14 protein-coding genes are annotated in these 23,313 nt (G+C 66.0%); 8 read left to right on the forward strand and 6 right to left on the reverse strand.

The features are described 5' to 3' along the window. Positions 1-73: 73 nt before the first annotated feature. A complete protein-coding gene (leuS, locus tag AC1DEM_RS12510; protein WP_476884672.1) occupies positions 74-2,605 on the reverse strand; it encodes a leucine--tRNA ligase in 2,532 nt (843 codons plus the stop codon). An 847-nt stretch (positions 2,606-3,452) separates the two neighbouring features. Between leuS and AC1DEM_RS12515 the strand changes: the two genes are divergently transcribed. The 4 genes from AC1DEM_RS12515 to AC1DEM_RS12530 are packed head-to-tail and all read left to right on the forward strand — an operon-like array spanning position 3,453 to position 11,183. Next, positions 3,453-6,629, forward strand: a complete 3,177-nt coding sequence (locus AC1DEM_RS12515; protein ID WP_476884673.1) for an efflux RND transporter permease subunit — start codon at positions 3,453-3,455, stop codon at positions 6,627-6,629. Next, on the forward strand, positions 6,626-7,084 hold the full coding sequence (locus AC1DEM_RS12520; protein WP_476884674.1) for a hypothetical protein: 459 nt from the start codon (positions 6,626-6,628) through the stop codon (positions 7,082-7,084). The genes AC1DEM_RS12515 and AC1DEM_RS12520 overlap by 4 nt, the downstream gene beginning before the upstream one ends. A 1-nt stretch (position 7,085) precedes the next feature. Beyond that, complete coding sequence (locus AC1DEM_RS12525) at positions 7,086-10,229, forward strand: efflux RND transporter permease subunit (protein WP_476884675.1); 3,144 nt, start codon at positions 7,086-7,088, stop codon at positions 10,227-10,229. Positions 10,230-10,256: 27 nt separating this feature from the next. After that, positions 10,257-11,183 carry a hypothetical protein gene (locus AC1DEM_RS12530; RefSeq protein ID WP_476884676.1) on the forward strand — a complete coding sequence of 309 codons (927 nt, stop codon included), beginning with the start codon at positions 10,257-10,259 and terminating at the stop codon, positions 11,181-11,183. 123 nt (positions 11,184-11,306) lie between these two features. Here the strand turns inward: AC1DEM_RS12530 and glpK are convergent, their stop codons facing one another. The 3 genes from glpK to AC1DEM_RS12545 form a co-directional block, all read right to left on the reverse strand. Then, a complete protein-coding gene (glpK, locus tag AC1DEM_RS12535) occupies positions 11,307-12,821 on the reverse strand; it encodes a glycerol kinase GlpK (protein WP_476884677.1) in 1,515 nt (504 codons plus the stop codon). A gap of 42 nt (positions 12,822-12,863) precedes the next feature. Then, a complete protein-coding gene (locus AC1DEM_RS12540) occupies positions 12,864-13,616 on the reverse strand; it encodes an MIP/aquaporin family protein (protein WP_476884678.1) in 753 nt (250 codons plus the stop codon). 158 nt (positions 13,617-13,774) lie between these two features. Next, complete coding sequence (locus AC1DEM_RS12545) at positions 13,775-15,568, reverse strand: glycerol-3-phosphate dehydrogenase/oxidase (protein WP_476884679.1); 1,794 nt, start codon at positions 15,566-15,568, stop codon at positions 13,775-13,777. A 123-nt stretch (positions 15,569-15,691) separates the two neighbouring features. On the opposite strand from AC1DEM_RS12545, the gene AC1DEM_RS12550 reads away from it, so the two are divergent. The 4 genes from AC1DEM_RS12550 (at position 15,692) to AC1DEM_RS12565 (ending at position 19,635) form a co-directional block, all read left to right on the forward strand. Then, positions 15,692-16,654 carry a sugar-binding transcriptional regulator gene (locus AC1DEM_RS12550; RefSeq protein ID WP_377984697.1) on the forward strand — a complete coding sequence of 321 codons (963 nt, stop codon included), beginning with the start codon at positions 15,692-15,694 and terminating at the stop codon, positions 16,652-16,654. A 91-nt stretch (positions 16,655-16,745) separates the two neighbouring features. After that, positions 16,746-17,615 carry an aldo/keto reductase gene (locus tag AC1DEM_RS12555; protein ID WP_476884680.1) on the forward strand — a complete coding sequence of 290 codons (870 nt, stop codon included), beginning with the start codon at positions 16,746-16,748 and terminating at the stop codon, positions 17,613-17,615. Positions 17,616-17,626: 11 nt separating this feature from the next. Then, the gene (locus AC1DEM_RS12560) at positions 17,627-18,553 is read left to right on the forward strand and encodes an alpha/beta fold hydrolase (protein WP_476884681.1); all 927 of its coding nucleotides are present in this window, start codon (positions 17,627-17,629) and stop codon (positions 18,551-18,553) included. Further along, entirely contained in the window at positions 18,550-19,635 is a 1,086-nt protein-coding gene (locus AC1DEM_RS12565; RefSeq protein WP_476884682.1) for a glycosyltransferase family 4 protein, read from the forward strand. The genes AC1DEM_RS12560 and AC1DEM_RS12565 overlap by 4 nt, the downstream gene beginning before the upstream one ends. A 12-nt stretch (positions 19,636-19,647) precedes the next feature. On the opposite strand, the gene AC1DEM_RS12570 is transcribed toward AC1DEM_RS12565, so the two are convergent. Both AC1DEM_RS12570 and metK read right to left on the reverse strand, forming a co-directional pair. Continuing rightward, positions 19,648-21,837, reverse strand: coding sequence for a primosomal protein N' (locus AC1DEM_RS12570; RefSeq protein WP_476884683.1), 2,190 nt, complete (start codon positions 21,835-21,837; stop codon positions 19,648-19,650). 172 nt (positions 21,838-22,009) lie between these two features. After that, positions 22,010-23,245 carry a methionine adenosyltransferase gene (metK, locus tag AC1DEM_RS12575; protein WP_277525877.1) on the reverse strand — a complete coding sequence of 412 codons (1,236 nt, stop codon included), beginning with the start codon at positions 23,243-23,245 and terminating at the stop codon, positions 22,010-22,012. Positions 23,246-23,313 lie beyond the last annotated feature (68 nt).

Consider the following 23,313-nt stretch of genomic DNA (forward strand, 5'->3'; position numbering starts at 1 on the left):
AGCCGTGCCCGTCACGTCCCCTGACACTGGCCGCCGCCTTTGGCCGGCAGCCCGTGTCAGGGACGTACGGCGGTTAGGCCGGGACGATGTTGACCAGTTTAGGCGCCCGCACGATCACCGTGCGGAGGGCACGGCCGTCGAGGACGCGCTGGACATTTTCCGAGGCCAGCGCGAGTTCGCGAAGATCCTCTTCAGAAATGTCGGGGGAAACCTCCAGGCGGTCCCGCACCTTGCCCTGCACCTGGACGACAGCCGTGACCGTGTCCTCCACGAGCAAGGCGTCGTCGTGCGCGGGCCAGCCGGCGTTGGCCACCGAGGCAGGGTGCCCCAGGACGTTCCACAGGTCCTCGGCGGTGTACGGAGCAAACAGGCTCAGGATGACGGCCACGGCTTCTACAGCTTCGCGGACGGCAGGGTCCGCGCCGCCGGCACCGCTGGCTGCGTCAATAGCTTTGCGGGTTGCGTTGACCAGTTCCATCAGCTTTGCCACAACCACGTTGAACTTGTTGTTGTCCAGCAGGGCCTGCGCATCGGCAATAGTGCGGTGCGTGACGGTGCGGAGTGCACGGTCACCGGTGGCGAAGTCGACGCCGGGTGCGCTCGACACATCCTGGCCGAGGCGCCAGGCGCGGGCCAGGAACTTCGCGGAACCCGACGGCGATACGTCCGCCCAATCGACGTCGTCCTCCGGCGGGGAGGCGAAGATCATGGTCAGGCGTACGGCGTCCACGCCGAACTTGTCCAGTTGTTCGCTGAGGTCGACGCCGTTGCCCAGGGACTTGCTCATGGCCTTGCCGCCGTTGAGCACCTGGCCCTGGTTCAGCAGCGCACTGAACGGTTCGTCCGCGTCGATCATGCCCAGGTCGTGGATGACCTTGGTGAAGAACCGCGCATAGAGCAGATGCAGGATCGCGTGCTCAACGCCTCCGACGTACTGGCCAACCGGCATCCAGTCGTTGATCTTTTCCGGATCGAACGGGCCTTCCGTGTACTGCGGGGAGACAAAGCGCAGGAAGTACCAGGAGGAATCCACGAACGTGTCCATGGTGTCGGTGTCCCGCTTTGCCGGGCCGTGGCAGTTGGGGCACTCGACATTGACCCAGCTTTCGACCGCGGCCAGCGGGGACGTGCCCTTCGGGGACAGGTCTTCGCCGCGCAGATCCGCAGGCAGGGTCACAGGCAGCTGATCGTCCGGGACCGGGACCTCGCCGCAGGCCGGGCAGTGGATGATGGGGATCGGGGTGCCCCAGAACCGCTGCCGGCTGAGCAGCCAGTCACGCAGGCGGAAGTTCACGAACTTCTCGCCTGTGCCCAGCTCACGCAGGATCTCGATGGCGGCCGGGATGGCCTCGGCCTTCGGCAGCCCGTCCAGGGGGCCGGAGTTGATCAGGGTACCCTCGCCTATGGTGGCGATGCCCGTGGTCGCGGGGTCTTCCTCGCCGGTGTCCAGTACTGCCCGGACGGGCAGGTCAAAGGTCTTGGCGAAGTCGAGGTCGCGCTGGTCATGGGCCGGGACGGCCATGATGGCGCCCGTGCCATAGTCGGCCAGGACATAGTCCGCGGCCCACACAGGCAGCTTCTCGCCATTGAGCGGGTTGATCGCGTAGCGCCCTGTAAAGACGCCGGTCTTCTCGCGCTCAGTGGACTGGCGCTCGATTTCGGACAGCGCCTTAACTTGTTCGCGGTAGGCGTCCAGGGCTGCGGCGTGCTCGTCCGTGACCAGTTCGACGGCTAGCGGTGCGTCCGCGGCGACGACGAAGAAGGTGGCGCCGTAGAGGGTGTCCGGACGCGTCGTGAAAACGGTGACATCCTTGGCGGCCTTGCCGCCGGCGGCCTCGATCACGAAGTTGACGTGGGCGCCCTCGGAGCGGCCTATCCAGTTCTTCTGCATGGCCAGGACGCGCTCGGGCCAGTGCCCGCGCAGTTCGTCCATGTCATCGAGCAGGCGGTCGGCGTAGTCCGTGATCTTGAAGTACCACTGGTTCAAGGACTTCTTTGTGACGGGCGTGCCGCACCGCTCGCAGGCGCCATTGACTACCTGTTCGTTGGCCAGCACAGTCTGGTCTTTGGGGCACCAGTTAACCGGCGAATTCTTGCGGTAGGCCAGTCCACGCTCGTAGAAGCGCTTGAACAGCCACTGGGTCCAGCGGTAATACCCCGGGTCGGAGGTGTGCAGCCGGCGGGACCAGTCCGCTGAAATGGCGTAGCGCTTGAACGACGCCGCCTGGGTGTCGATGTTGGCGTAGGTCCACTCACTGGGGTGCGCGTTGCGCTTGATCGCGGCGTTCTCTGCGGGCAGGCCGAAGGAGTCCCAGCCGATCGGGTGCAGCACGTCGTAGCCCTGCTGGCGCAGGTAGCGCGCCACGACGTCGCCCATCGCGAATGCCTCGGCGTGGCCCATGTGAAGGTCACCGGAAGGATACGGGAACATGTCCAGCACATAGCGGCGTTCCTTTGAGCCGTCGTCGAGCGGCGTGAAGACCTTCAGGTCTTCCCAGACCTGTGGCCATTTGGATTCCATTGCCGCGAAGCTGTAGGCACCTTCCTCGGGCCCCTCCGCCGCGGCTGCTGGTGATCCGGTCTGTGTTTCCGGCTGAACGCTCACTGCTGGCCTCTTCTGTTCTATGCGGCTTGTCATCCCAAGCCTGCCTACCTTCAGGCCTGCCTGCCGCCAGGCCTGTTCACCATCAAGTCTGCACTGTCACGGCCGGTTGCCCGGCCCTGACTCCATACGTTCGTACGTGCTACTCCTGCTGTTACTTCGTGCTGTGCGGCCCCGGAATTTACCCCGGACACACAAAAGCCCCTCGACATGGAGGGGCCGCCGCTCGGCAATCCGGGGACGCTTCGGAATCGAGGTCTCGTCGGGATGCCGGGCGGCTAGCTAAGCAGGAGCACGGCGCGCATAGGACCACTTTAGCCCCTCGGGCTGGTTCGCGCTGAACCGACGACTCCGGGGCTGCCCGGTAGTCACAGTCGACTCGCGCTCCGGCGACCTTCGCGGGCCGCTAGGTCCACAATTGTTACAAATGCCATACGCGTGGAATTGCGGTACTTTCGGCCTATTGACAAATGCCCAAGGCGAGCAATTGAAACCGAATTCCAGGTGGCTCCTAAAGCTAAAACAGGTATTAAAACGATCAATACTGGGGTAACTGCCTGCGGGAGCCCGGACAGTCCCACGAAGTTTGTGCAGAAAGGGCGTTATGCGGCTTCAAGCTGGGAGAAACCCGTGAAAAACCGGTGATGGGGCTAACAATTTTAATCTTGCCAAACGATTCAGTTGGGGACACTATTCGATAAAGATCAGCAAATGGATCTCTAGGGGGGATTCGCAAATGGTCTCGGGTTGAGGAGCCTGTCATGTATCACTTGCGCAATTCTTCCGTGCACCTACCGAAAACTCCCGCCGGCCGCATTCGCGACGCCGGCTCCCTGGAACAGAGCTAGCCATGTTCGGCTGGATCACTCGTTTCAGTCTGCAGTTCCGCATCCTGGTTCTCGCCGTGGCCGCCGGACTCATTGCCTTTGGGGTAGTGAATGTCCCCCATGTAGCCATCGACAGCATGCCCGAGTTTGCTCCCGCGCACGTCGAGATCCAGACCGAGGCCTTGGGCCTCTCAGCTGCCGAAGTCGAACAGCTCATCACCGCTCCGATGGAAGCGGACCTCTTGAACGGGGTGGCATGGCTCGATGAAATCCGGTCCAAGTCCGTTCCTGGCCTGTCCTCCATCGAGCTCGTGTTCGAGCCGGGCACCGACCTTCTGCGCGCCCGCCAGCTGGTGGCCGAACGCATGACCCAGGCCCACGCGCTGCCGCAAGTCTCCGCGCCGCCCCTGATCATGCAACCGCTGTCGTCAACCAGCCGCGTCCTGATGGTCCGGATGAATTCCAAGGAGCTCTCCGGGATCGAAATGTCGGTCCTGGCCCGGTGGAAGATCAAGCCGCGGCTGATCGGCATTCCCGGTGTTGCCAATGTTTCCATTTGGGGACAGCGCGAGCAGCAGCTTCAGGTCGAAGTGACCCCGGCGCAGATGCGCGACAAGGGCATCACGCTCGAACAGATCATCAAGACCACGGGCAATGCAGTGTGGGTGTCGCCGCTGAGCTTCCTTGAAGCGTCGACCCCCGGCACGGGCGGGTTTGTGGAGTCCCCCAGCCAGCGCCTGGGCATTCAGCACGTCCTGCCCATCCGAACGCCCGCGGACCTGGCCAAGGTCAGCGTCGAGGACGCCCAGCCTCCCGTGCTCCTGGGTGACATTGCCCAGGTGAAGGAAGACCACCAGCCGCTGATCGGCGATGCGGTCGTCGGCCAGGATGCAGGCCTCCTGCTGGTCGTCGAGAAATTCCCCGGAACCAGCACGCTGCAGGTCACCAAGGACATCGAAGCTGCCCTGAACGACATGCAGCCCGGGCTTTCTGCAATTCAGATGGATACCTCCGTCTTCCGGCCGGCCTCATTCCTGCAAGATGCCGTGGACGGACTCGGCGTGGCGCTCCTCGTGAGTCTCCTGATCACCGTCCTGCTCTTCTGGGTCCTCTTCCGTTCATGGCGTGTCGCCGTGATCGCCCTCGTGGCGATAACCACGACAGTCATGGCGGCTTCAGTGGTGCTCTACTTGCTCGACTCCACCCTGAATATCTCGATCCTGGCCGGCATCATCCTGGGTGTTTCCGTGATTGTCGGAGACATCGTGGAGGATGTGCAGGCGCAGCGGCGCCGGCCGTTGCGGACCACGGAGACCGAGACTGATGCCACCATCAGGTTCCGCATGGTCCAGCTTGTCCGCAGCGTCCGCACCCCGCTGTTCCACGGGTCGCTCATCATGGCCCTCGCGCTGGTTGCGACGCTGTTCGTTACGGGAGTCGGCGGTGCGTTCTTCCGCCCCCTCTTCTGGTCCCTGGCGCTGGCGCTTGCCGCTTCAATGCTGGTGGGTTTGTCCGTGACACCGGTCCTGGCATATCTCCTGCTCCCCGCTGAGAAGGCCCGGCGGGCGGACTCGGCCACTGTTGTCCGGACCAGGTCCTACTACAACCGGGCCCTGGAGGGCGCACGCTCCCGCACCGCGCTCGGCATCGTCGCTGTCGCCGTAGTGGGACTGCTGGGACTGGCCGCCGCCTCCCAACTGGCCGGAAACCGGGCGGTCGTTCCGACGATTCCGGACCGCACGCTCCTGGTGCAGTGGGACTCGATGGCGGGCACGTCCACCGACGAGGTCCGCCGGGTGGCGTCGAAGGCGTCCGATGAACTGCGGACCCTGCCGGGCGTTTCGGGAGTGGGCGGGCATATCGGCCGCGCCATCTCCTCCGACAAGGTTGTGGGGAACAGCTCCGCGGAACTCTGGGTATCCATCACACCCGATGCCAACTTCAGCGAAACGGAGAAGGCAGTCCGTGAGGTCGTCCAGGGCTACCCGGGCATCGCCCACAACGTGGTGAACTACTCCCAGCAGAAGATTGGTCAACAGCGCAGCAGCATGGATCCGGGATTCGCCGTCCGCGTTTACGGAACCGACTTGCCCGTGCTGCGCGAGAAGGCCGAAGAGGTCCGCAAGGCCATCGAAAAGGTCGACGGCGTGAAGAACCCGACGATCAATGCCAGCGCCATGACGCCCATCGTCGAAGTCGAGGTCAACCTTGAGGCGGCGCAGAAGGTCGGAATCAAACCCGGCGACGCACGGCGCGCCGCTGCCGCCCTGATGCAAGGCATCGTCGTGGGCAACCTCTTCGAACAGCAAAAGGTCTTTGAAGTGGTGGTGCGCGGCGCGGGGGGTGTCAGGGATGACCTGACCAGCATCCGTGAACTCCTGCTCGACACGCCCAACGGCGGCCAGGTTCAGCTGGGCCAGATCGCCGATGTCCGGCTCGTCCCCAATGAAGTCGTGATCCAGCACGATGACACCTCGCGCCGGATCGATGTCGTGGCCGAGGTCAGCGGGCGGCCGCTTGCTGATATCCAGCGCGATATCAACACGGCGATCGAGCAGATCCAGTTCCCGCTTGAATACCACGCCGAAATCCCCACGAAGTACAGTGAACAGCTCGCCGGCGACGCCCTGGTTCTCTGGATCGGCGCGGCCGCCCTCCTGGCAATCCTGCTCCTTCTCCAGACAGCCGTGCGGAGCTGGAAGCTGGCGCTTGCCGTCTTCCTTTCCCTGCCGGCAGCGCTGGCGGGGTCCGCCGTGGCAGCGTGGATCGCGGGAGGCGCCATCACCGTACTGGCGCTCACGGCGTTTGCCGCGGTGTTGGCTATCGCCGTCCGCAACGCGACGCTGCTCTCGGCCAGGACGGATGAGCTGTGGCGGGCTGCCCCACACGACCCCCCTGACAAAGTCATCATGATGGCGGCCCGGGACCGGGTATCGCCCATCCTCAAGGCCGCCCTGATCACAATTGCGGTCCTGTTCCCGCCGGGACTTTTCGGCGGCGCCGTGGGCTGGGCCCTACTGGGTCCGATGGCCCTGATCATTGTCAGCGGACTCATCACAACAACTCTCATCGGGATCTTCGTACTCCCCCTGCTCGCACTCTGGTTTGGGCCAAAGGCCGCCCCGGAAGAGTGGGCCGAAGTCTACGAGGCCGAAGTTCCCGTCCAGCCCGTTACGCAGGAAAAGGTGGAAGCAAAATGACCAGCCAACAGCCCCTGCGGCGCCTGCCCCTGGCGGCCGCCGTATGTGCAGCACTTCTGTTCGCGCTGCCCGCATGTGCCCAGACGACGGCGGCGGCACCCGCCTTCGTAGCAGCCAACGAACCAGCCAAGGTGGAAAAGAATGCCGCAACAGGCATCGCAAAGCTGACCTTGACCGAAAAGGGAGTCGAACGCCTGGATCTGAAGACCGAAACCGTCAAGGCCGGCAAGGGGAAGGACGTCGTCGTGCCCTACGCCGCGCTGCTCTATGACGCCAGCGGAAAAACCTGGGTCTACACCAACCCGGCCCCGCGGGTTTACCAGCGGCAGGCGGTCACCGTAGCCAAGGTGGAGAACGGACTGGTGACGGCCTCGGCCGGCCCCGCTGCCGGTACCACCATCGTGACCGTCGGCGCGGCTGAACTCTTCGGCGCTGAATTCGATACGGCGCACTGACATGCGCCGTATTGTCGCAGCAAGTCTGAGGTTCCGATCGATCATCATTGCGATGGCGGCGGCCCTCATGATCGTGGGCGGCGCGCAACTCAGCAGAGCTTCTGTGGATGTTTTCCCGGAGTTTGCACCGCCCCGCGTCGAGGTCCAGACGGCGTGTCTGGGACTCACCGCCTCCGAAGTTGAGGAACTCGTAACGGTCCCGATGGAGCAGGCCTTCAACGGCATAGACGGCCTGGACCAGATGCGGTCCAAGTCTGTGTCGCAGCTGTCCGCGATTGTGATGGAGTTCAAGCCCGGAACTGATCTGCTCACCGCCAGGCAACTGGTCTCGGAGCGGATGGCAACGGTCATACCGACGCTGCCCACGTGGGCAGCGCCGCCGCTGATGCTCCAGCCGCTGTCGTCCACCAGCCGTGTCATGAAGATCGGGCTGTCTTCCGAGAGCCGCTCCCTGATCGAGATGTCCATGATTTCCTACTGGAATATCCGGGCACATCTCCTGCGGGTGCCGGGCGTCGCGAACGTGGCGATCTGGGGCGAACGCCTTCAGATGCTGCAGGTCCAGGTTGATCCGGCCAAGCTGGCGGCCAACAAGGTCACACTGGACTCCGTCATGAACTCCACGTCCGACGCCTTGGACGCGGGCCTGCTCAAGTACTCTTCCGGCGCCTTGATCGGCACAGGAGGGGCGCTGGAAACGCCCAACCAGAGCATGACCATCAGGCACGTACAACCCATCACGTCTCCGGCGGACCTGGCCCAGGTGCCATTGGAGGACCGTCAGGGAATGCCTCCCCTGCGTCTTGCCGACGTGGCCAACGTCGTGGAGGACCACCAGCAACTGATCGGTGACGCGGTCATCAACGGCGGCCCTGGACTGATGCTCATTGTCGAAAAACTGCCCTGGGGCAACACGCTCGAGGTCACGCGCGGGGTTGAGGAAGCGCTGAAGGAACTCCAGCCCGGCCTGACCGGGATCGCGGTCGACACCACCCTGTTCCGACCTGCCTCGTTCATCGAGGAGTCCCTCGGCAACCTGAGCCTCGCGTTGCTGCTGGGCTGCTTCCTGGTGGTCCTGGTGCTTAGTGTCTTCCTGTTCCAATGGCGGACGGCGCTTGTGAGCGTGACGGCCATCCCGTTGTCGCTGATGGCCGCCGCCCTGGTGCTCTATTGGACCGGGGGCACGATTAATACGATGGTGCTTGCAGGGCTCGTGATTGCCGTCGGGGTGGTGGTGGACGATGCCATCATCGACGTCGAGAACATCGTCCGACGACTCCGGCACCACCGGGCCAGCGGCGGGACCGAGAGTACCGCCCGCGTGGTCGTCAACGCCTCCCTGGAAGTTCGCGCCCCCATTGTCTACGCCACCCTGATTATCGTCGCCGCCACAGTGCCGATCTTCTTCCTGGACGGGCTGACCGGCGCCTTCTTCCGCCCCCTGGCGACGTCCTACACGCTGGCCGTGATGGCGTCCATGCTGGTGGCCCTCACGGTCACCCCGGCGATGGCGTACATCTTCCTGCGCAATGCCAAGCTCGAAGATCGGGATCCGCCGGTGGTCCGGGTCCTCAAGCGCTGGTACGGCGCGGCCCTGCGACCCATTGTGAAGCGGCCACTGCCGGGCTATCTCGCGGTGGCGGCGCTCGGCGTCGTCGGAATCATAGCGGCACCGCTCCTGGGTCAATCGCTGTTGCCGTCGTTCAAGGAACGCGACTTCCTCATGCACTGGGTCACGCAACCCGGCACGTCCAATGCCGAGGAAGTGCGCGTGAGCCAACTGGCCTGCAGGGAGCTGATGACCATTCCGGGCGTCAACAACTGCGGATCCCACATCGGTCAGGCTTTCGCCGCCGATGAGGTGGTGGGCGTCAACTTTGGCGAGAACTGGATCAGCGTTGACCCCTCGGTCGACTACGACAAGACGCTGGCCTCTATCCAGCAGGTAGTGGATGGGTACCCCGGCATCCACCGTGACGTCCAGACCTACCTGAAGGAACGTGTCCGCGAGGTGCTCACCGGCACGGGCTACTCGATCGTCGTCCGTGTATACGGTGATGACCTCGCCACGCTGAAGAAGCAGGCGGACAAGGTCAAGACTGTCCTTGCCGACATCGAGGGGGCAATCGGAGCCAAAGTCGCTCTGCAGGTCAATGTTCCGCAGGTGGACGTTGAGGTGAATCTGGACGCCGCCAACCGCTACGGCCTGAAGCCCGGTGACGTTCGCCGTGCCGCAGCCACCCTGGTGTCCGGTGAGGAGGTGGGCGACGTCTACCGCGACGGCAGAGCCTACGACGTCCAGGTCTGGAGTCCTCCCGCGATCCGGACCAGCGTCACGAGCATCGAGAACCTCCCCTTGGACACTCCCAGCGGACGGGTGATCCGGGTGGCCGATGTCGCCAAGATCACGGTCAAGCCCACCCCCAACGTCATTGAGCGTTCGGAAGGGTCCCGCCGACTCGATGTCAGCGCCAACGTCAAGGAGGGCGATCTCGCAAAAGTGGTCGAGAAACTCGAATCCGACCTCAAGGCCGTGGAGTTCTCTACTGGTTACAACGCGGAGATCCTGGGCGAATACGCAGAGCGGCAGGCTGCCTCACAACGGCTTCTCCTCTTTTCGGCCGGCGCCCTGGTTGTGGTGTTCCTCCTGCTCCAGGCGGCATTCCACAGCTGGCGGCTTGCCACCCTTGGCATCCTGACGCTGCCAGTAGCACTGGTTGGCGGGGTGATCGCCGCGCACATGAGCGGCGGAATCCTGTCCCTCGGGTCGCTGGTCGGGTTCCTGACAGTGATGGGCATCGCCGCCCGCAACGGCATCCTGCTCATCAACCACTGCCAGCATCTGGAGCAGTTCGAGGGCGTGCCGTTCGGCCGGGACCTGGTCCTGCGGGGCGCGGCCGAACGCTTGTCGCCAATCCTGATGACCACGCTCGCCACCGCGCTCGCGCTGGTGCCGCTGGTGGTGATGGGTAACCGGCCCGGCCATGAGATCGAGCACCCCATGGCCGTGGTGATCCTGGGCGGGCTGGTGACTTCGACACTGGTCAACCTTTTCATCGTTCCGTCGCTCTACCTTCGGTTCGCGAAGAAGGGCCCGGCACGTGATCGCGGGTCCCGCGACCCGGAACCCGTACCAGCCGCCTAACCCAACCACGCATGAGAGGGCAGTCAGATGACTCCACGATCTAAGAGATTTACCGCTTACGGGTCCGCGCTCCTGCTGGTGGTGGCGTCCCTGACGGTGGCGACCGCGGCGACGGCGGTGGCGGCCGCTCCGGCTGCCACCCCGGCGGCCGCCAGTTCGAAGGAACTGTGCGGCCCCGGCTCGGCGTTGTCGTTCCACCGTTCCGCTTTCCCGTCGAAGCCGGACATTGACAACAAGTGGCTCACACTCAAGCCCGGAATGCATCGCACCACCACGGGCAAGGTAGTCTCGCCGGACGGGACGACCGCCCGTACGGTGGTCAGCATCGTGACGGGCCTGACCAAGGTCATCGACGGGGTCAAGACGATCGCGATTTGGGACCGGGACTACTCCGACGGTGAACTCGTGGAGTCCGAGCTCGCATTCTTCGCCCAGACGAGGAAGGGGACGGTGTGGCTCTTCGGCGAGTATCCGGAGGAGTACGAGAACGGCAAGCTTGTCGGCGCCCCCAGCACGTTCATCAGCGGCATCGACAAAGCCCGTGCCGGCATTGCGATGCAGGCCCGGCCACACCGGAACACACCGGCCTACGTCCAGGCCTACGCCCCCAGCGTGGACTTCCTGGACTGCGGTGACGTCAAATACAAGGACCTGTGCGTCTGTGTCCCCGCGGGGTGCTACGACGACGTCATGGTGATCGATGAGTTCAACCCGCTGGATCCCCCGAGCGCTGGCCATCAGCGCAAGTACTACGCTCCCGGGACCGGGCTTATCAAAGTGACCGCCGTGGGCGGCCAAGACCAGGAGTTCATGGACCTGGTCAAGATCAAGAAGCTCAACCGAACGGAACTGGCCAGCGTCAATAAGCAAGCGCTGGCGATTGACCGCCGCGGCTACACGGTCAGCAAGGACGTCTACGCCAAGACGCCGCGCGCTGTTGTGAGCACCCGGTAAGTGCGTCCCTTGTCCTGAGGGACGAATCGGAGGCGGCAAAATGAGGAGCTCCGGCCAGGTTTCCCTGACCGGAGCTCCTCATTGTGCGCCGAAGCCGTGCCCGGCCTGCGGGTCAGGATGCCCCTACCGGACGTCCTCGTCAACCCAGTCCATGGACTTGGTGATGGCCTTCTTCCAGAGGCGCATCTGGCGTTCCCGCTCGGACTGGTCCATTTGCGGTTCCCACCGCTTGTCCTCGGCCCAGTTTGCAGAGCACTCGCCCAGGTCCTTCCAGAATCCGACCGCCAGGCCGGCCGCGTAGGCTGCGCCCAGCGCGGTCGTCTCCACTACCTTCGGACGGATGACCGGCACGCCGAGGATGTCCGCCTGGAACTGCATGAGTGCGTCGTTGGCGACCATGCCGCCGTCGACCTTCAGTTCCGTCAGCGGCACGCCGGAGTCGGCGTTGACGGCGTCCAGCACCTCGCGGGTTTGGAAGGCTGTGGCCTCCAGCGCCGCGCGGGCGATGTGGTTCTTGTTCACAAAGCGGGTCAGGCCCACAATGGCGCCGCGGGCGTCTGAACGCCAGTACGGCGCGAAGAGGCCCGAGAACGCCGGCACAATGTACACGCCGCCGTTGTCCTCCACCGAGGCCGCGAGGGTCTCGACCTCCGGGGCGCTGCTGATCAGGCCGAGATTATCCCGCAGCCACTGGATGAGCGAGCCGGTGACGGCGATGGAGCCCTCCAGCGCGTAATGCGGCGCCGCGTCACCGAGCTTGTAGCCAACGGTGGTCAGCAGCCCGTTCTTGGAGTGGATAATTTCCTCGGCCGTGTTGAAGATCAGGAAGCAGCCCGTGCCGTACGTGTTCTTGGCTTCACCGGCGTCGAACGCCGCCTGGCCGAACGTGGCCGCCTGCTGGTCGCCGAGGATGCCGGCCACCGGAACCTCGCGCAGCAATTGGGAGGTGTGCACCGTGCCGTAGACCTCGGAGGAGGACTTGATGGTCGGCATCATGGAGGCCGGGACGCCGAACGCGTCCAGGATCTCCTGGTCCCAGGACAGCGTCTCGAGGTCCATGAACATGGTCCGCGAGGCGTTGGTCACGTCGGTGACGTGCACTCCGCCGTCGGTCCCGCCGGTCAGGTTCCAGAGCACCCAGCAGTCGGTGTTGCCGAAGACGAGGTCGCCGGCCTCCGCCTTGGCCCGGGCGCCTTCGACGTTGTCCAGGATCCACTTGATCTTGGTGCCGGAGAAGTAGGTCGCCAGCGGCAGGCCCACCTTCTGCTTGAAGCGGTCTGCGCCCCCCTCTTTCGCGAGCTCGTCCACGATCGGCTGGGTGCGGGTGTCCTGCCACACGATGGCGTTGTAGATCGCCTCGCCGGTGGTCTTGTCCCACACAACGGCCGTTTCGCGCTGGTTGGTGATGCCGACGGCGGCGATGTCGTGCCGGGTCAGGTTCGCCTTGGACAGGGCCGAGCCGATCACTTCGCGGGTGTTGTTCCAGATTTCAGCAGGATTGTGCTCCACCCAGCCGGCCTGGGGGAAAATCTGCTCATGCTCCATCTGGCCCGAGGAGACAATGCTGCCGCTGTGGTCGAACACGATGGCGCGGGTGCTCGTGGTGCCCTGGTCGATTGCAACTACGTACTGGTTCATATTGACGTCCTTGTCTGTTTGGCGTGGCAGTTGAACTGGCAGTTAGAGAGGAAGTACAGGGGGGATGATCGGCACCACCGCGGCCACAAGTCCCGCAAGGCCGCCACCGATCAGCGGTCCCACCACCGGGATCCAGGAGTAGCTCCAGTCGGAAGACCCTTTGCCCTTGATCGGGAGCAGGGCATGGGCGACGCGGGGGCCAAGGTCACGGGCCGGGTTGATGGCGTAGCCGGTGGGACCGCCGAGGGAAACGCCGATGCCCACAACGAGCAGGGCGACCGCCAGCGGGCCGAGTCCGGAAGGTGTCCCTCCGAAGGTCAGGATGACGAACACGAGGACAAAGGTGCCGATGATCTCGGTGGCCAGGTTCCACGGGTTGGAGCGGATCGCGGGGCCGGTGGAGAAGACGGCCAGCTTGCTGGCGGGCTCGGTCTCGACGTCAAAGTGCTGCCGGTAGGCCACCCACATGATGACTGCGCCAAGGAAGGCACCAACAAGTTCACCGCCGAAGTACGTCAGGGTTGAGGCGAAGTCGACCGGAACGCCGGGGGCGTACAACCTCTTGCCGTTGAGCAGCAGGCCAAAGGTGACCGCGGGGTTCAGGTGCGACCCGGACTGGACGGCAACATAGACACCGCAGAAGACGGCAATGCCCCACCCCCAGGTGACCATGAGGAACCCGCCGTTGTTGCCCTTGGTGCCTCTGAGCGCAACGTTGGCCACAACGCCGCAACCCAACAGGGTCAGCATTGCGGTTCCGAATACTTCGGACAGGAATACTATTCCAAGAGACATCTTTGACTCCTCTATTTTCTGTTGTCGGCCCTTCGCGAGTTTGAAGGGCCGTGGGGCCGGCAGCATGTTGGTGCTGCCGGCCAGCCACTGCGCCGGCCGCCGGGGCGGACCGCGCAGTGCTTGCACCCGGGCTTCCCCGCCCGGGCACGCAAGCCGTATCAGGCGACCAGGCTGTGGACCTGGACGCGGTGGAACCGCTCAAGCACCTCCTGCGTGTGGCTGATTTCCTTGGCCCGGCGAGCCGCGTCCCAGCCGAGCGGGCCCGAAAGTGTGTCGGCAACTTCGTTCAGCAGTTCCCCCGTCACGAGTCCCCGGAAAGCCAACGAGGTGCGGCGGATGAGCACGTCCACGAGGTGTCCGACCTGCTCGTGCGCCGCCATGAACTCCAATTCACGGGTGCTGAGCTCGCGGGTGGAGTGCAGCGGCCTGTCGGGTGCACCGGCCGGGTCCGCATCCAGGAATCGGATGACTTCCTCGGCACGGGTCCCGTAGCGGGTCAGCAGCCCGGTGACGCGGGCGGCGTCGCGGCCGGCCGACATGTGGGCCTTGATCCACCGCTGGACACCGTCCGCGCTGTCCGGGAAGCCGGCGCCGCCGCCGATGGCGAGCTGCGCCGTCGAGACCTTCCGTTCCATGCCGAGTTCGGCCAGGACGTCGTTGCTCAGGTGCTCGGCGAGGGCCCGGAACGTGGTCCACTTGCCGCCCACGAGACTGAGGACGGCCCCGCCCGAAGCCACACGGCGTTCGATCCTGTAGTCCCGGCTGACGAACCCGGGCTGGGTCGCGTCATGCCTCGGAAGCGGGCGCACACCGGAGAACGTGTAGACCACCTGTTCCCGGTCCACGGGGATGCCGGGGAACACGTGCCCGATCAGGTCGAAGAAGTAGTCGATTTCCGCGTCGGTGCAGACGGCGTCCTGGGCCATGTCGGCGTCGACGTCGGTGGTGCCGACCAGGACGCGGTCCCCCATCGGATAGATCAGCACGATCCGGCCGTCGGTGTGCTCGAAAAAGATCTCCCGGCCGTTGCACGCCGCCAGCAGCTCCGGATGGTCCAGCACGATGTGCGAACCTTTGGTTCCGCCCATGAACGACGACGCCGCCCCCATCGCCTCGTTGGTCAGGTCGACCCAGGCGCCGGTGGTGTTCACAATGACGTCGGCGGAGAAGTCGAACACTTCGCCGGTCAGCTCGTCGCGCAACTGGACTGTTGTGCCGTTGCCTCCGGTGGAGCCGGTTCCGCCTGTGGCGCCTTCCGCGGCACCTGTCGAAACGAGCGAGACGTAATTGCTGGCCCGGGCCGTGCGGCTGTCCGCGCCGCCGGCCTTCTCGCCGTCCTGAAGCACGTCCAGGGTGAGGCGCTCGGGGTTGTGGACGGAGGCGTCGAAATAGGTGGCCGCGTATTTGATCCCCGGGTGCAGACGGGGCAGCTCGGCCAGGGCCCGCTTGCGTCCGCGGAACTGGTGCCGCGGAACCGTGCCGCCGTCGCGGGAGAAGAAGTCGTACATGCTCAGGCCCAGCTTGATCAGGAACGCTCCACGCTCAGTGTGCTTGCCCTGCTTATGGGTCAGGAAGCGCATCGGGGCGGCCAGCACTCCGGAGAAGGTGCTGAAGATCGGGATCGTGGTCTGCAGCGGTTTGACGTAGTGGGGTGCGATCCGCAGGAGCCTGTTGCGCTCGACCACGGACTCCTGGACGAGGCGGAACTCGCCGTTCTCGAGGTACCGGATGCCGCCGTGGATCATGTGGGAGGAGGCTCCACTGGCCCCCTGACAGTAGTCGCCGCGCTCAACGAGCGCCACATCGACGCCCTGCAGGGCCAGGTCACGGAACGTGCCCACCCCGTTGATTCCGCCGCCGATGATCAAAACCTGCGCGCGCCGCCGCGTCCGCAGCTTCTGCACCGAGGCGCGATCGTTCGCCGGTGTGCCGACTGAGTCCTTCTGTCCCAAAACTGCTCCCTTGGGTTTGGTTCTGTGCGGCACGCCCGTGGCGCGGCGCCGTTCAACACTATTCTTTGGACTAATGGAAAATGGAGTCAAGCACTATGCACAAACGTGCAGACGGGAAATTTCATGACGCATTCACGCCAGTCCGACGCCCTCCGCGCGGCCCAGCTGTATTACCTCCAGGACCTGACCATGGACGCCATTGCCCGCGAGCTCCGGACGTCCCGGTCCACGGTTTCACGGCTGTTGTCGGCGGCCCGGGATTCGGGTCTGGTGCAGATCCAGATCCGGAGCCCGCTGGACACCGGGCCCGAACTTGAGAGCATGATCCGCGCCGAATTCAAGGTGGATGTCCACGTTGTCCCGGTGGTAGACACCCTGAATGAGGCGGAAACACTGGACCGCGTGGCCATGCAGGCCGCCCGGACGATTGGACCGCTGGTGGACTCCAACGCCATCATCGGCGTCGCCTGGGGTTCCACCCTGAGTGCCGTGAGCCGCCACCTGACCCGAAAGATCACCCACGACAGCGTGATCGTCCAGCTCAACGGCGCCGGCAACATGCAGACCACCGGCATCACCTACGCCTCCGACATCATGCGACGGTTCGGCAGCGCCTACGGTGCACGGGTGGAACAGTTTCCCGTCCCGGCTTTCTTCGACCACGCCGCGACCAAAACAGCCATGTGGAATGAGCGCAGTGTTCAGCGAATCCTGGAGCTGCAGGCCCGGATGAGCATCGCGATCTTTGGCGTCGGATCGGTCGACGCCGACTACCCCAGCCACGTATACGCCGGCGGCTACCTCGATGAAGACGACCTGAACGTTCTGGCGACTTCCGACGTGGTGGGCGATGTTGCCACGGTGTTCTTCCGGGCCGATGGATCCTCTGACGGCATCACGCTCAACGAGCGGTCCACCGGGCCGGACCTGGCCCAGCTCCGCCAGGTGCGGCGCCGCATCTGCGTCGTGTCCGGCGCCTCCAAGATCAACGGGCTCCGGGGCGCGCTGGCGGCGGGGCTGGCCACCGACCTGATCCTGGATGAGGCCAGCGCCCGCAGGCTGGTCCGGTTCGACGGGCTGTCCTGAGTGGCCACGGCGCACCGCCACCGGAGCTGCGGGCGGCACCGGGGGTCCTGCGGTCCGGCGCCCGCCAGCGCCAGTAGGTAAAGTCATTGTCATGAAACTCTCCCCCCAGCTGACACTGAACAACGGCGTATTGATCGACCGGCTGGGATTCGGGCTGTACAAGGTTCCCCCGGCCGACGCCGCCAGCCTGGTGACCATGGCGGTCGAGGCCGGCTACCGGCATTTCGACACCGCCGCCATGTACGGCAATGAGACCGGCGTCGGAAAGGGCATCGGTGCCCTGTCCGGATTTGAGGGTACGGGCGGTGAGCCGGGGGAAACCGCACCCTACGTTTCCCGTGAGGACCTCTTCGTCACCACCAAGGTCTGGAATGACGACCACGGCTTCGACAACACGATGCGGGCGTTCGACACCTCGATGTCCAACCTCGGCCTGGAATACATCGACCTCTACCTGATCCATTGGCCGTGCGCGCGGCGTGGCCTGTTCCCGGACACATACCGGGCCCTGGAGACGCTGTACCGCGAAGGCAAGGTCCGTGCAATCGGCGTCTGCAACTTCCAGCCGCAACACCTGGACCGGCTTCTGCAAACGGCCGAGGTAGTACCGGCCGTGAACCAGATCGAGCTTCATCCCTGGCTGCAGCAGGATGAACTGCGGGAAAAGCACGAGGTGCTGGGCATCCGCACCGAGGCGTGGAGTCCATTGGGCCGCGGCCAGGTGCTGAAAGACCCCGTGATCCTGGCCCTCGCCGCCGAACACGACCGCACCGCGGCGCAAATTATCCTCCGCTGGCATCTGCAACTTGGCAACATCGCCATCCCCAAGGCCAGCTCGTCCGGGCGGATCCGGGAAAACTTCGAGGTTTTCGACTTTGAACTCACCCCGCTGGACATGTCGGAGATCAGCGGCCTCGAACGCGGCTTCCGGACCGGCTCCCACCCCGACAACGTCGCATAGGATTCGAACCAATGGAACAAGTGGAAACCGGCTCCTCACGCACGCCCCTGTTCAGCGGCGGACTTGACGCCCGCACCCGGGCCGCGTCCGCTGAGGTTGACGGCGCCAGAATCGCCTACTGGGTCTACGAACCCGTCCGCGTCACCCCGGAGACCCGCACCATCTTGGTGGTGCACGGATTCCGCGGCGACCACCACGGCCTGCTCCGTGTGGCGGACCAGCTGACGGACATGCGCCTGATCATGCCGGACCTGCCGGGCTTCGGCAGCTCAGCCGCCTTCGGGGGAACCGAGCACAGCGTTCCCGCCTACGCCCGTTTCCTCGGCGGCTTCATGGCCGCGCTGGGCCTGGGCGCGGATACCGTCCTGCTGGGACACTCGTTCGGGTCGATCATCGCCAGCCACTTCGTGGCGGCCAACCCCGGCGCCGTGGCCGAACTGATCCTGGTCAATCCCATCGCAGCGCCCGCCCTCGAAGGGCCCAAGGGCCTGATGACGAAGCTTGCGGTGCTGTACTACGAGGCCGCGGCGCGCCTCCCCCAGCGGCTCGGGCTGGCACTGCTGCGCAGCCAGGCGATCGTGCGGGTGATGAGCGTGGCCATGGCCAAGACCGGGGACAAGGACATCCGCCGGTTCGTGCACGCCCAGCACAGCGCCTACTTCTCCTCTTTTGCGGACCGGGACAGCCTGCTGCAGGCCTTCAAGGCCTCCGTCGGCAGCAACGTCACAGAGGTGGCCGCCGAACTGACGCTGCCCGTGCTGCTGATCGCCGGAGAGAAGGACGAGATCGCCATGCTCGCGGACCAGCACAAACTCGCGGCGCGGCTACCGGACGGGAGGCTGGAGGTCATTCCCGGCGTCGGGCACCTGATCCACTACGAAACCCCCGAACCCGCCGCCCGCTACATCCGACGCTTCCTAAAGGACCACGCCGCGTGAAAATTCTCATCGATGCCCGCTTCACCCGGCTGGACCAGCACGACGGCATTAGCCGGTACGGCGCCAGCCTGATCGCGGCAGCCGCCAAGATCGCCGACGTCTCGATGCTGATCAGCGATCGCCGCCAGCTCGCGCTCCTCCCGGACGTGCCCTACACCCTGATCAGCAGCCCGCTGTCCCCGGCCGAGCTCTTCGTGGCGGCGAAGGTCAACAAACTTGGCGCGGATGTGGTGGTGTGCCCCATGCAGACCATGGGCAGCTGGGGCCGCAAGTACGCCCTGGTGCTGACCCTGCACGACCTCATCTACTACGAGCACCCCACCCCGCCCGGGTTCCTGCCGGCCCCGGTCCGGGTCCTGTGGCGCCTCTACCACAAGGCCTTCTGGCCCCAACGGCTCCTGCTGAACAGGGCCGACATCGTGGCGACCATCAGCTCCACCACGGCGGCCCTGATGGCAAAGTACCGGCTCACGCGGCGCCCCGTCAGGATTGTGGGCAACGCCCCCCAGCATGGCCACACACCGCGCGACCCGGGGGCAGGGGCCGACAAGACCCTGCTCTACATGGGTTCCTTCATGCCTTACAAAAACGTGGAGACGATGATCCGCGGCATGGCGGAGCTGCCGGACATGACCCTCCATCTGCTGAGCCGCATCGCTCCGGAGCGGCGGGCCGAACTGGAGGCCCTGGCCCCGGAGGGCGCAAACATCGTCTTCCACAACGGCGTTACGGACGCCGAGTACGAGGCCCTCCTGGCACGCACCACGGCCCTGATCAGCCTGTCCCGAGCCGAAGGCTATGGGTTGCCGCTCGTCGAGGCAATGTCGCACGGCACGCCGGTAATCGCCAGCGACATCCCGATCTTCCGGGAAGTCGGCGATGACGCCGTCAGCTACGTGCACGCCGACTCGCCGTCGAACTTTGCTGAGGCGGTGCGCGAACTCGAGGACCCCGACCTGTGGAAGGCCCGTTCCCGCCGTTCGGTGGAGCGGGCAGCGGACTTCAGCTGGGACGAGTCGGCGCGGCGGCTCGTGGCCGTCGCCGAAGAGGCCGTCGCGCTCCGGAGCCGGAGCAAGAGCTAGCCCTGGCTGCGGCTAGAGGACGTCCACGCCGTCCAGGCGCAGCTGTACCGGGTCGTCGCTGCGCTTGGCTGCGGCCGCGGCCTTGACGGCCCGCATGACGGCCGTGGCGTCCGCGGCCTGGGCGTAGGGGATGAACAACAGGGTCCGGACTTCCTCGCCGGCCTCCCGCGGCGGCGAGTCCCGTAGCGCAGCATCCCGTGACACTGTGCGGCCGGCCCCCGCGGCAGCCGGCAGGATGAGGGGCGCGGGACCGGCCGTCCGGAGGACGGTACCCTGCGCCGCCAGCCGCTGCGCAATGGCATCGGTGAAATGGCCGACGGCGGTCCTGCCGCCGGTGACGGAGGCAACCCGCACGGCGGGCGGCAGCTGCAGCTCCTGCCGCAGAGCCAGCTCCCGACTGGCGTACCCGGCGGGATCCCAGCGCAAGAGGGCGCCAACGCCGGCGGCGTCGTCGGCGGTAATGACCACCAGCCCGCCGTCGTGCGCCGGCCGCACCAGCGCTGCTGCGTTGAACCAGCGGCGGACTGCGTCCTCCCCCGCCCTTAGGTTTTCCCGGCGCAGCAGCGAGTCGCCGTCGAGCAGCAGCGCCGCGGCGTACCCGCCGGTGGCTACGGGTTCGGCACCGACAGTGGCAACCACGAGGGCGGCCGTCTCCGGAACGGTGGCCTTGATCTGGTCCCCGGAGGAGGTGATGACCGGTTTTCCCGGGAAGGCCCGGCCCAGCTCCTCCGCCGTGCGGAGGGCGCCCGTGGCGCCACGCCGGAGGCGGGCACCGTTGCATGTGCCGCACCGCCAGGCCGGGGCGGGGGCCGAGCACCAGCGGCATTGCGGTACGGCGCTGCTCCCGCCCGGACCGGCGATCGCCAAGGGCCCGCTGCAGGCGGTGCAGCGCGCCGGTTCCCGGCAGGTTTCGCACACCAGTGAGGGGGCGTACCCGGCCCGGGCCACCTGGACCAGGACCGGACCCCGTTCCAGGCCCTCCTTGGCAGCCCGCCAGGCCGCGCCGGGGAGGCGGGCGATGCGGGCGAGCGGGTCATGCTCGAGTTCGTAGCTGTCCGCCGTGTTCAGGACGCGCGGGACGGTGCGCCGGAGGACGGTTCGTTCCGCTTCCACGGCCTGCGCCCAGCCGGAGGCGACCAGCCGTTCCGTTTCGGTGCTGCGCGAATGGGCCGCGAGCAGGCACGCGGCGCCCTCCTGGCCCGCGCGGAGCAGGAGGACCTCGCGGGAGTGCGCGTACGGGGAGCGCTGTTCGATGTGGAGGTCATCGCCGTCGTCCCAGCAGACCACGAGCCCGAGGTTCCGCACCGGCGCGTAGGCAGCGGACCGCGTGCCCACGGCCACCCCGGCCGCGCCGCTGAGGACACGCAGGAAACTCCGGTAGCGCGGCGTCTGGCCGTCGTCCGCGGTAAGCCGGGCGACGTCGCCGGCAGGAAGGAGCTCCAGCAGGGCAGACTCCACACGGTCGAGGTCCCGATAGTCGGGCACCACCACGACGGCGCCGCGGCCGGAGATCCGCACGGCCGCCACCGCCTCGGCGACCATCCGCGGCCAGCCCCCGGGCCCGTACCCCCGCAGGGCGGTCAGCACTGCCCGGGGCGACTCCCCCGCGGCGAGGTGGGCGATGAACGCCGGACCGTTGCGGTACGTGGCCCAGGCGCTGCCCGCGGCAGGCGACGGAAGCGACACAGCGGTCGCAACACCGAACATCTCAGTACCAAACAGCTCGGGGTCGAGCCGGCCGTCAGGGGCGAATTCCTTTTCCAGTTTGGCCATGCGGGGCGGCACGGCAACGCGCAGGACATCGCTGACGGTTCCGGCGTACCGTGCGGCGATCCGGCCGGCGAGCTCGGCCACCGCAGGGGTCAGGACCGGGACGGGCGAGAGCACTTTGTGCAGCGGCACGAGCGGGTGGCCGGCATCGGACCCGGCGGTTCGTTCCAGCAGGTAGCCGGCCAGTTCCTGCCCGTTGAACTTGACCTTGACCCGCGCGCCGGGCACGGCCGCGGCGTCGAGGGCGGCAGGCACGCTGTAATCGAAAGGCCGGTCCAGGTGGGGCAGCGAGGATTCGATCAGCACCCGCGCCACCGGCAACTGTGCGGCAAGGGCGGGACCCGACGCTTCCGCGGCGGAGGCGGGAAAGCCCTGGAGCAGGGACAGCTGCTGGGGCTCACCGGGCGCGCCGCCGGCAGGATTGGGACTCACGGCTCGCACCTCCCTTGGGATCGTTCGACAACGCCACGGCTAAATATGAACCGGCTAAATTGCATGTAGCCAGGCCACCGGAGGGCGGCCTGGCTACAGCACATCACACAGGACTGACAATTCTCACCATCCAACAACCCAACAAGGGGCTTCGGACGGTGTGGGCCTGGCCTCAGGCGTTAAAGAACGCCTTCAGCTCGTCCACCCGGTCCAGGCGTTCCCAGGTGAAGTCCGGGTCTTCGCGGCCGAAGTGCCCGTGGGCGGCGGTCTTGGCGTAGATCGGGCGCTTAAGGTCGAGGGCATCGATGATGGCGCGGGGGCGCAGGTCGAAGATCTCGGCGATCGCGGCGCTGATCCGCGCCGGGTCCACGGTTTCGGTTCCGAACGTCTCGACGTAGGTGCCCACCGGGCGGGCCTGCCCGATCGCGTAGGCGATTTGGATTTCGGCTCGCTTGGCCAGGCCAGCGGCCACCACGTTCTTGGCGACCCAGCGCATGGCGTATGCCGCCGAGCGGTCCACCTTCGACGGATCCTTGCCGGAGAAAGCGCCGCCGCCGTGGCGGGCCATGCCGCCGTAGGTGTCGACGATGATTTTGCGGCCGGTGAGGCCGGCGTCGCCCACCGGGCCGCCAATGACAAAGGCGCCTGCGGGGTTCAGGATGTTGTGGGCCCGTGAGGTGTCCAGGTTGGACAGCGCCATGACCGGTCCCACCACGTGCTCGGCGAGGTCAGCCCGGAGCCGGTCGAGGCTGGTGCCTTCTGCGTGCTGGCTGGAGATGACGACAGTCTCGACCGAGACCGGCCGGTCGCCGTCGTAGCCCACCGTGACCTGGGTCTTGCCGTCCGGGCGCAAGTAGGCGAGTTCGCCGTTCTTGCGGACCTCGGTCAGGCGTTCGGAGAGCCGGTGCGCGAGCCAGATCGGCACGGGCATGTAGGACGGCGTCTCGTCGCTGGCGTAGCCGAACATGAGTCCCTGGTCGCCTGCGCCCTGGAGGTCGTAGTCGTCCTCCTGGCGTCCCTCGCGGGCTTCGAGCGAGTTGAACACGCCGCCGGCGATGTCGTTGGACTGCTGGCCGATGGACACCGAGACGCCGCAACGGGCGCCGTCGAAGCCGTTGGCCGAAGAATCGTACCCGATGCCCAGGATGGTTTCCCGGACAATCTGCGGGATCTCGACGTAAGCGTCGGTGGTGACCTCGCCGGCCACGTGGACCAGCCCGGTGGTGGCCAGCGTCTCCACGGCAACCCTGGACTCGGGGTCTTTGGCGAGCAGGGCGTCGAGGATCGCATCGCTGATCTGGTCACAGATCTTGTCGGGATGGCCCTCCGTCACTGACTCGGACGTGAAGAGCCGGAGCGCGGCGGGCGTGGACCCGTGGAAGGCGGGGATGTGCAGCGGTAAAGTCACTCAACTACCTTACTGGTTGGAAAACGGACGTCCGGCGGCATGTGTCACCGTGCTAAGGAGATGTTGGT

The organism is Arthrobacter sp. 05T420, assembly GCF_056396305.1.

Bases quoted from the DNA above. Each gene is read 5' to 3' on its own strand.
- AC1DEM_RS12515 (WP_476884673.1), top strand. From the start codon at position 3,453: ATGTTCGGCTGGATCACTCGTTTCAGTCTGCAGTTCCGCATCCTGGTT.
- AC1DEM_RS12520 (WP_476884674.1), top strand. From the start codon at position 6,626: ATGACCAGCCAACAGCCCCTGCGGCGCCTGCCCCTGGCGGCCGCCGTA.
- AC1DEM_RS12525 (WP_476884675.1), top strand. From the start codon at position 7,086: ATGCGCCGTATTGTCGCAGCAAGTCTGAGGTTCCGATCGATCATCATT.
- AC1DEM_RS12530 (WP_476884676.1), top strand. From the start codon at position 10,257: ATGACTCCACGATCTAAGAGATTTACCGCTTACGGGTCCGCGCTCCTG.
- glpK (WP_476884677.1), bottom strand. From the start codon at position 12,821: ATGAACCAGTACGTAGTTGCAATCGACCAGGGCACCACGAGCACCCGC.
- AC1DEM_RS12540 (WP_476884678.1), bottom strand. From the start codon at position 13,616: ATGTCTCTTGGAATAGTATTCCTGTCCGAAGTATTCGGAACCGCAATG.
- AC1DEM_RS12550 (WP_377984697.1), top strand. From the start codon at position 15,692: ATGACGCATTCACGCCAGTCCGACGCCCTCCGCGCGGCCCAGCTGTAT.
- AC1DEM_RS12555 (WP_476884680.1), top strand. From the start codon at position 16,746: ATGAAACTCTCCCCCCAGCTGACACTGAACAACGGCGTATTGATCGAC.
- AC1DEM_RS12560 (WP_476884681.1), top strand. From the start codon at position 17,627: ATGGAACAAGTGGAAACCGGCTCCTCACGCACGCCCCTGTTCAGCGGC.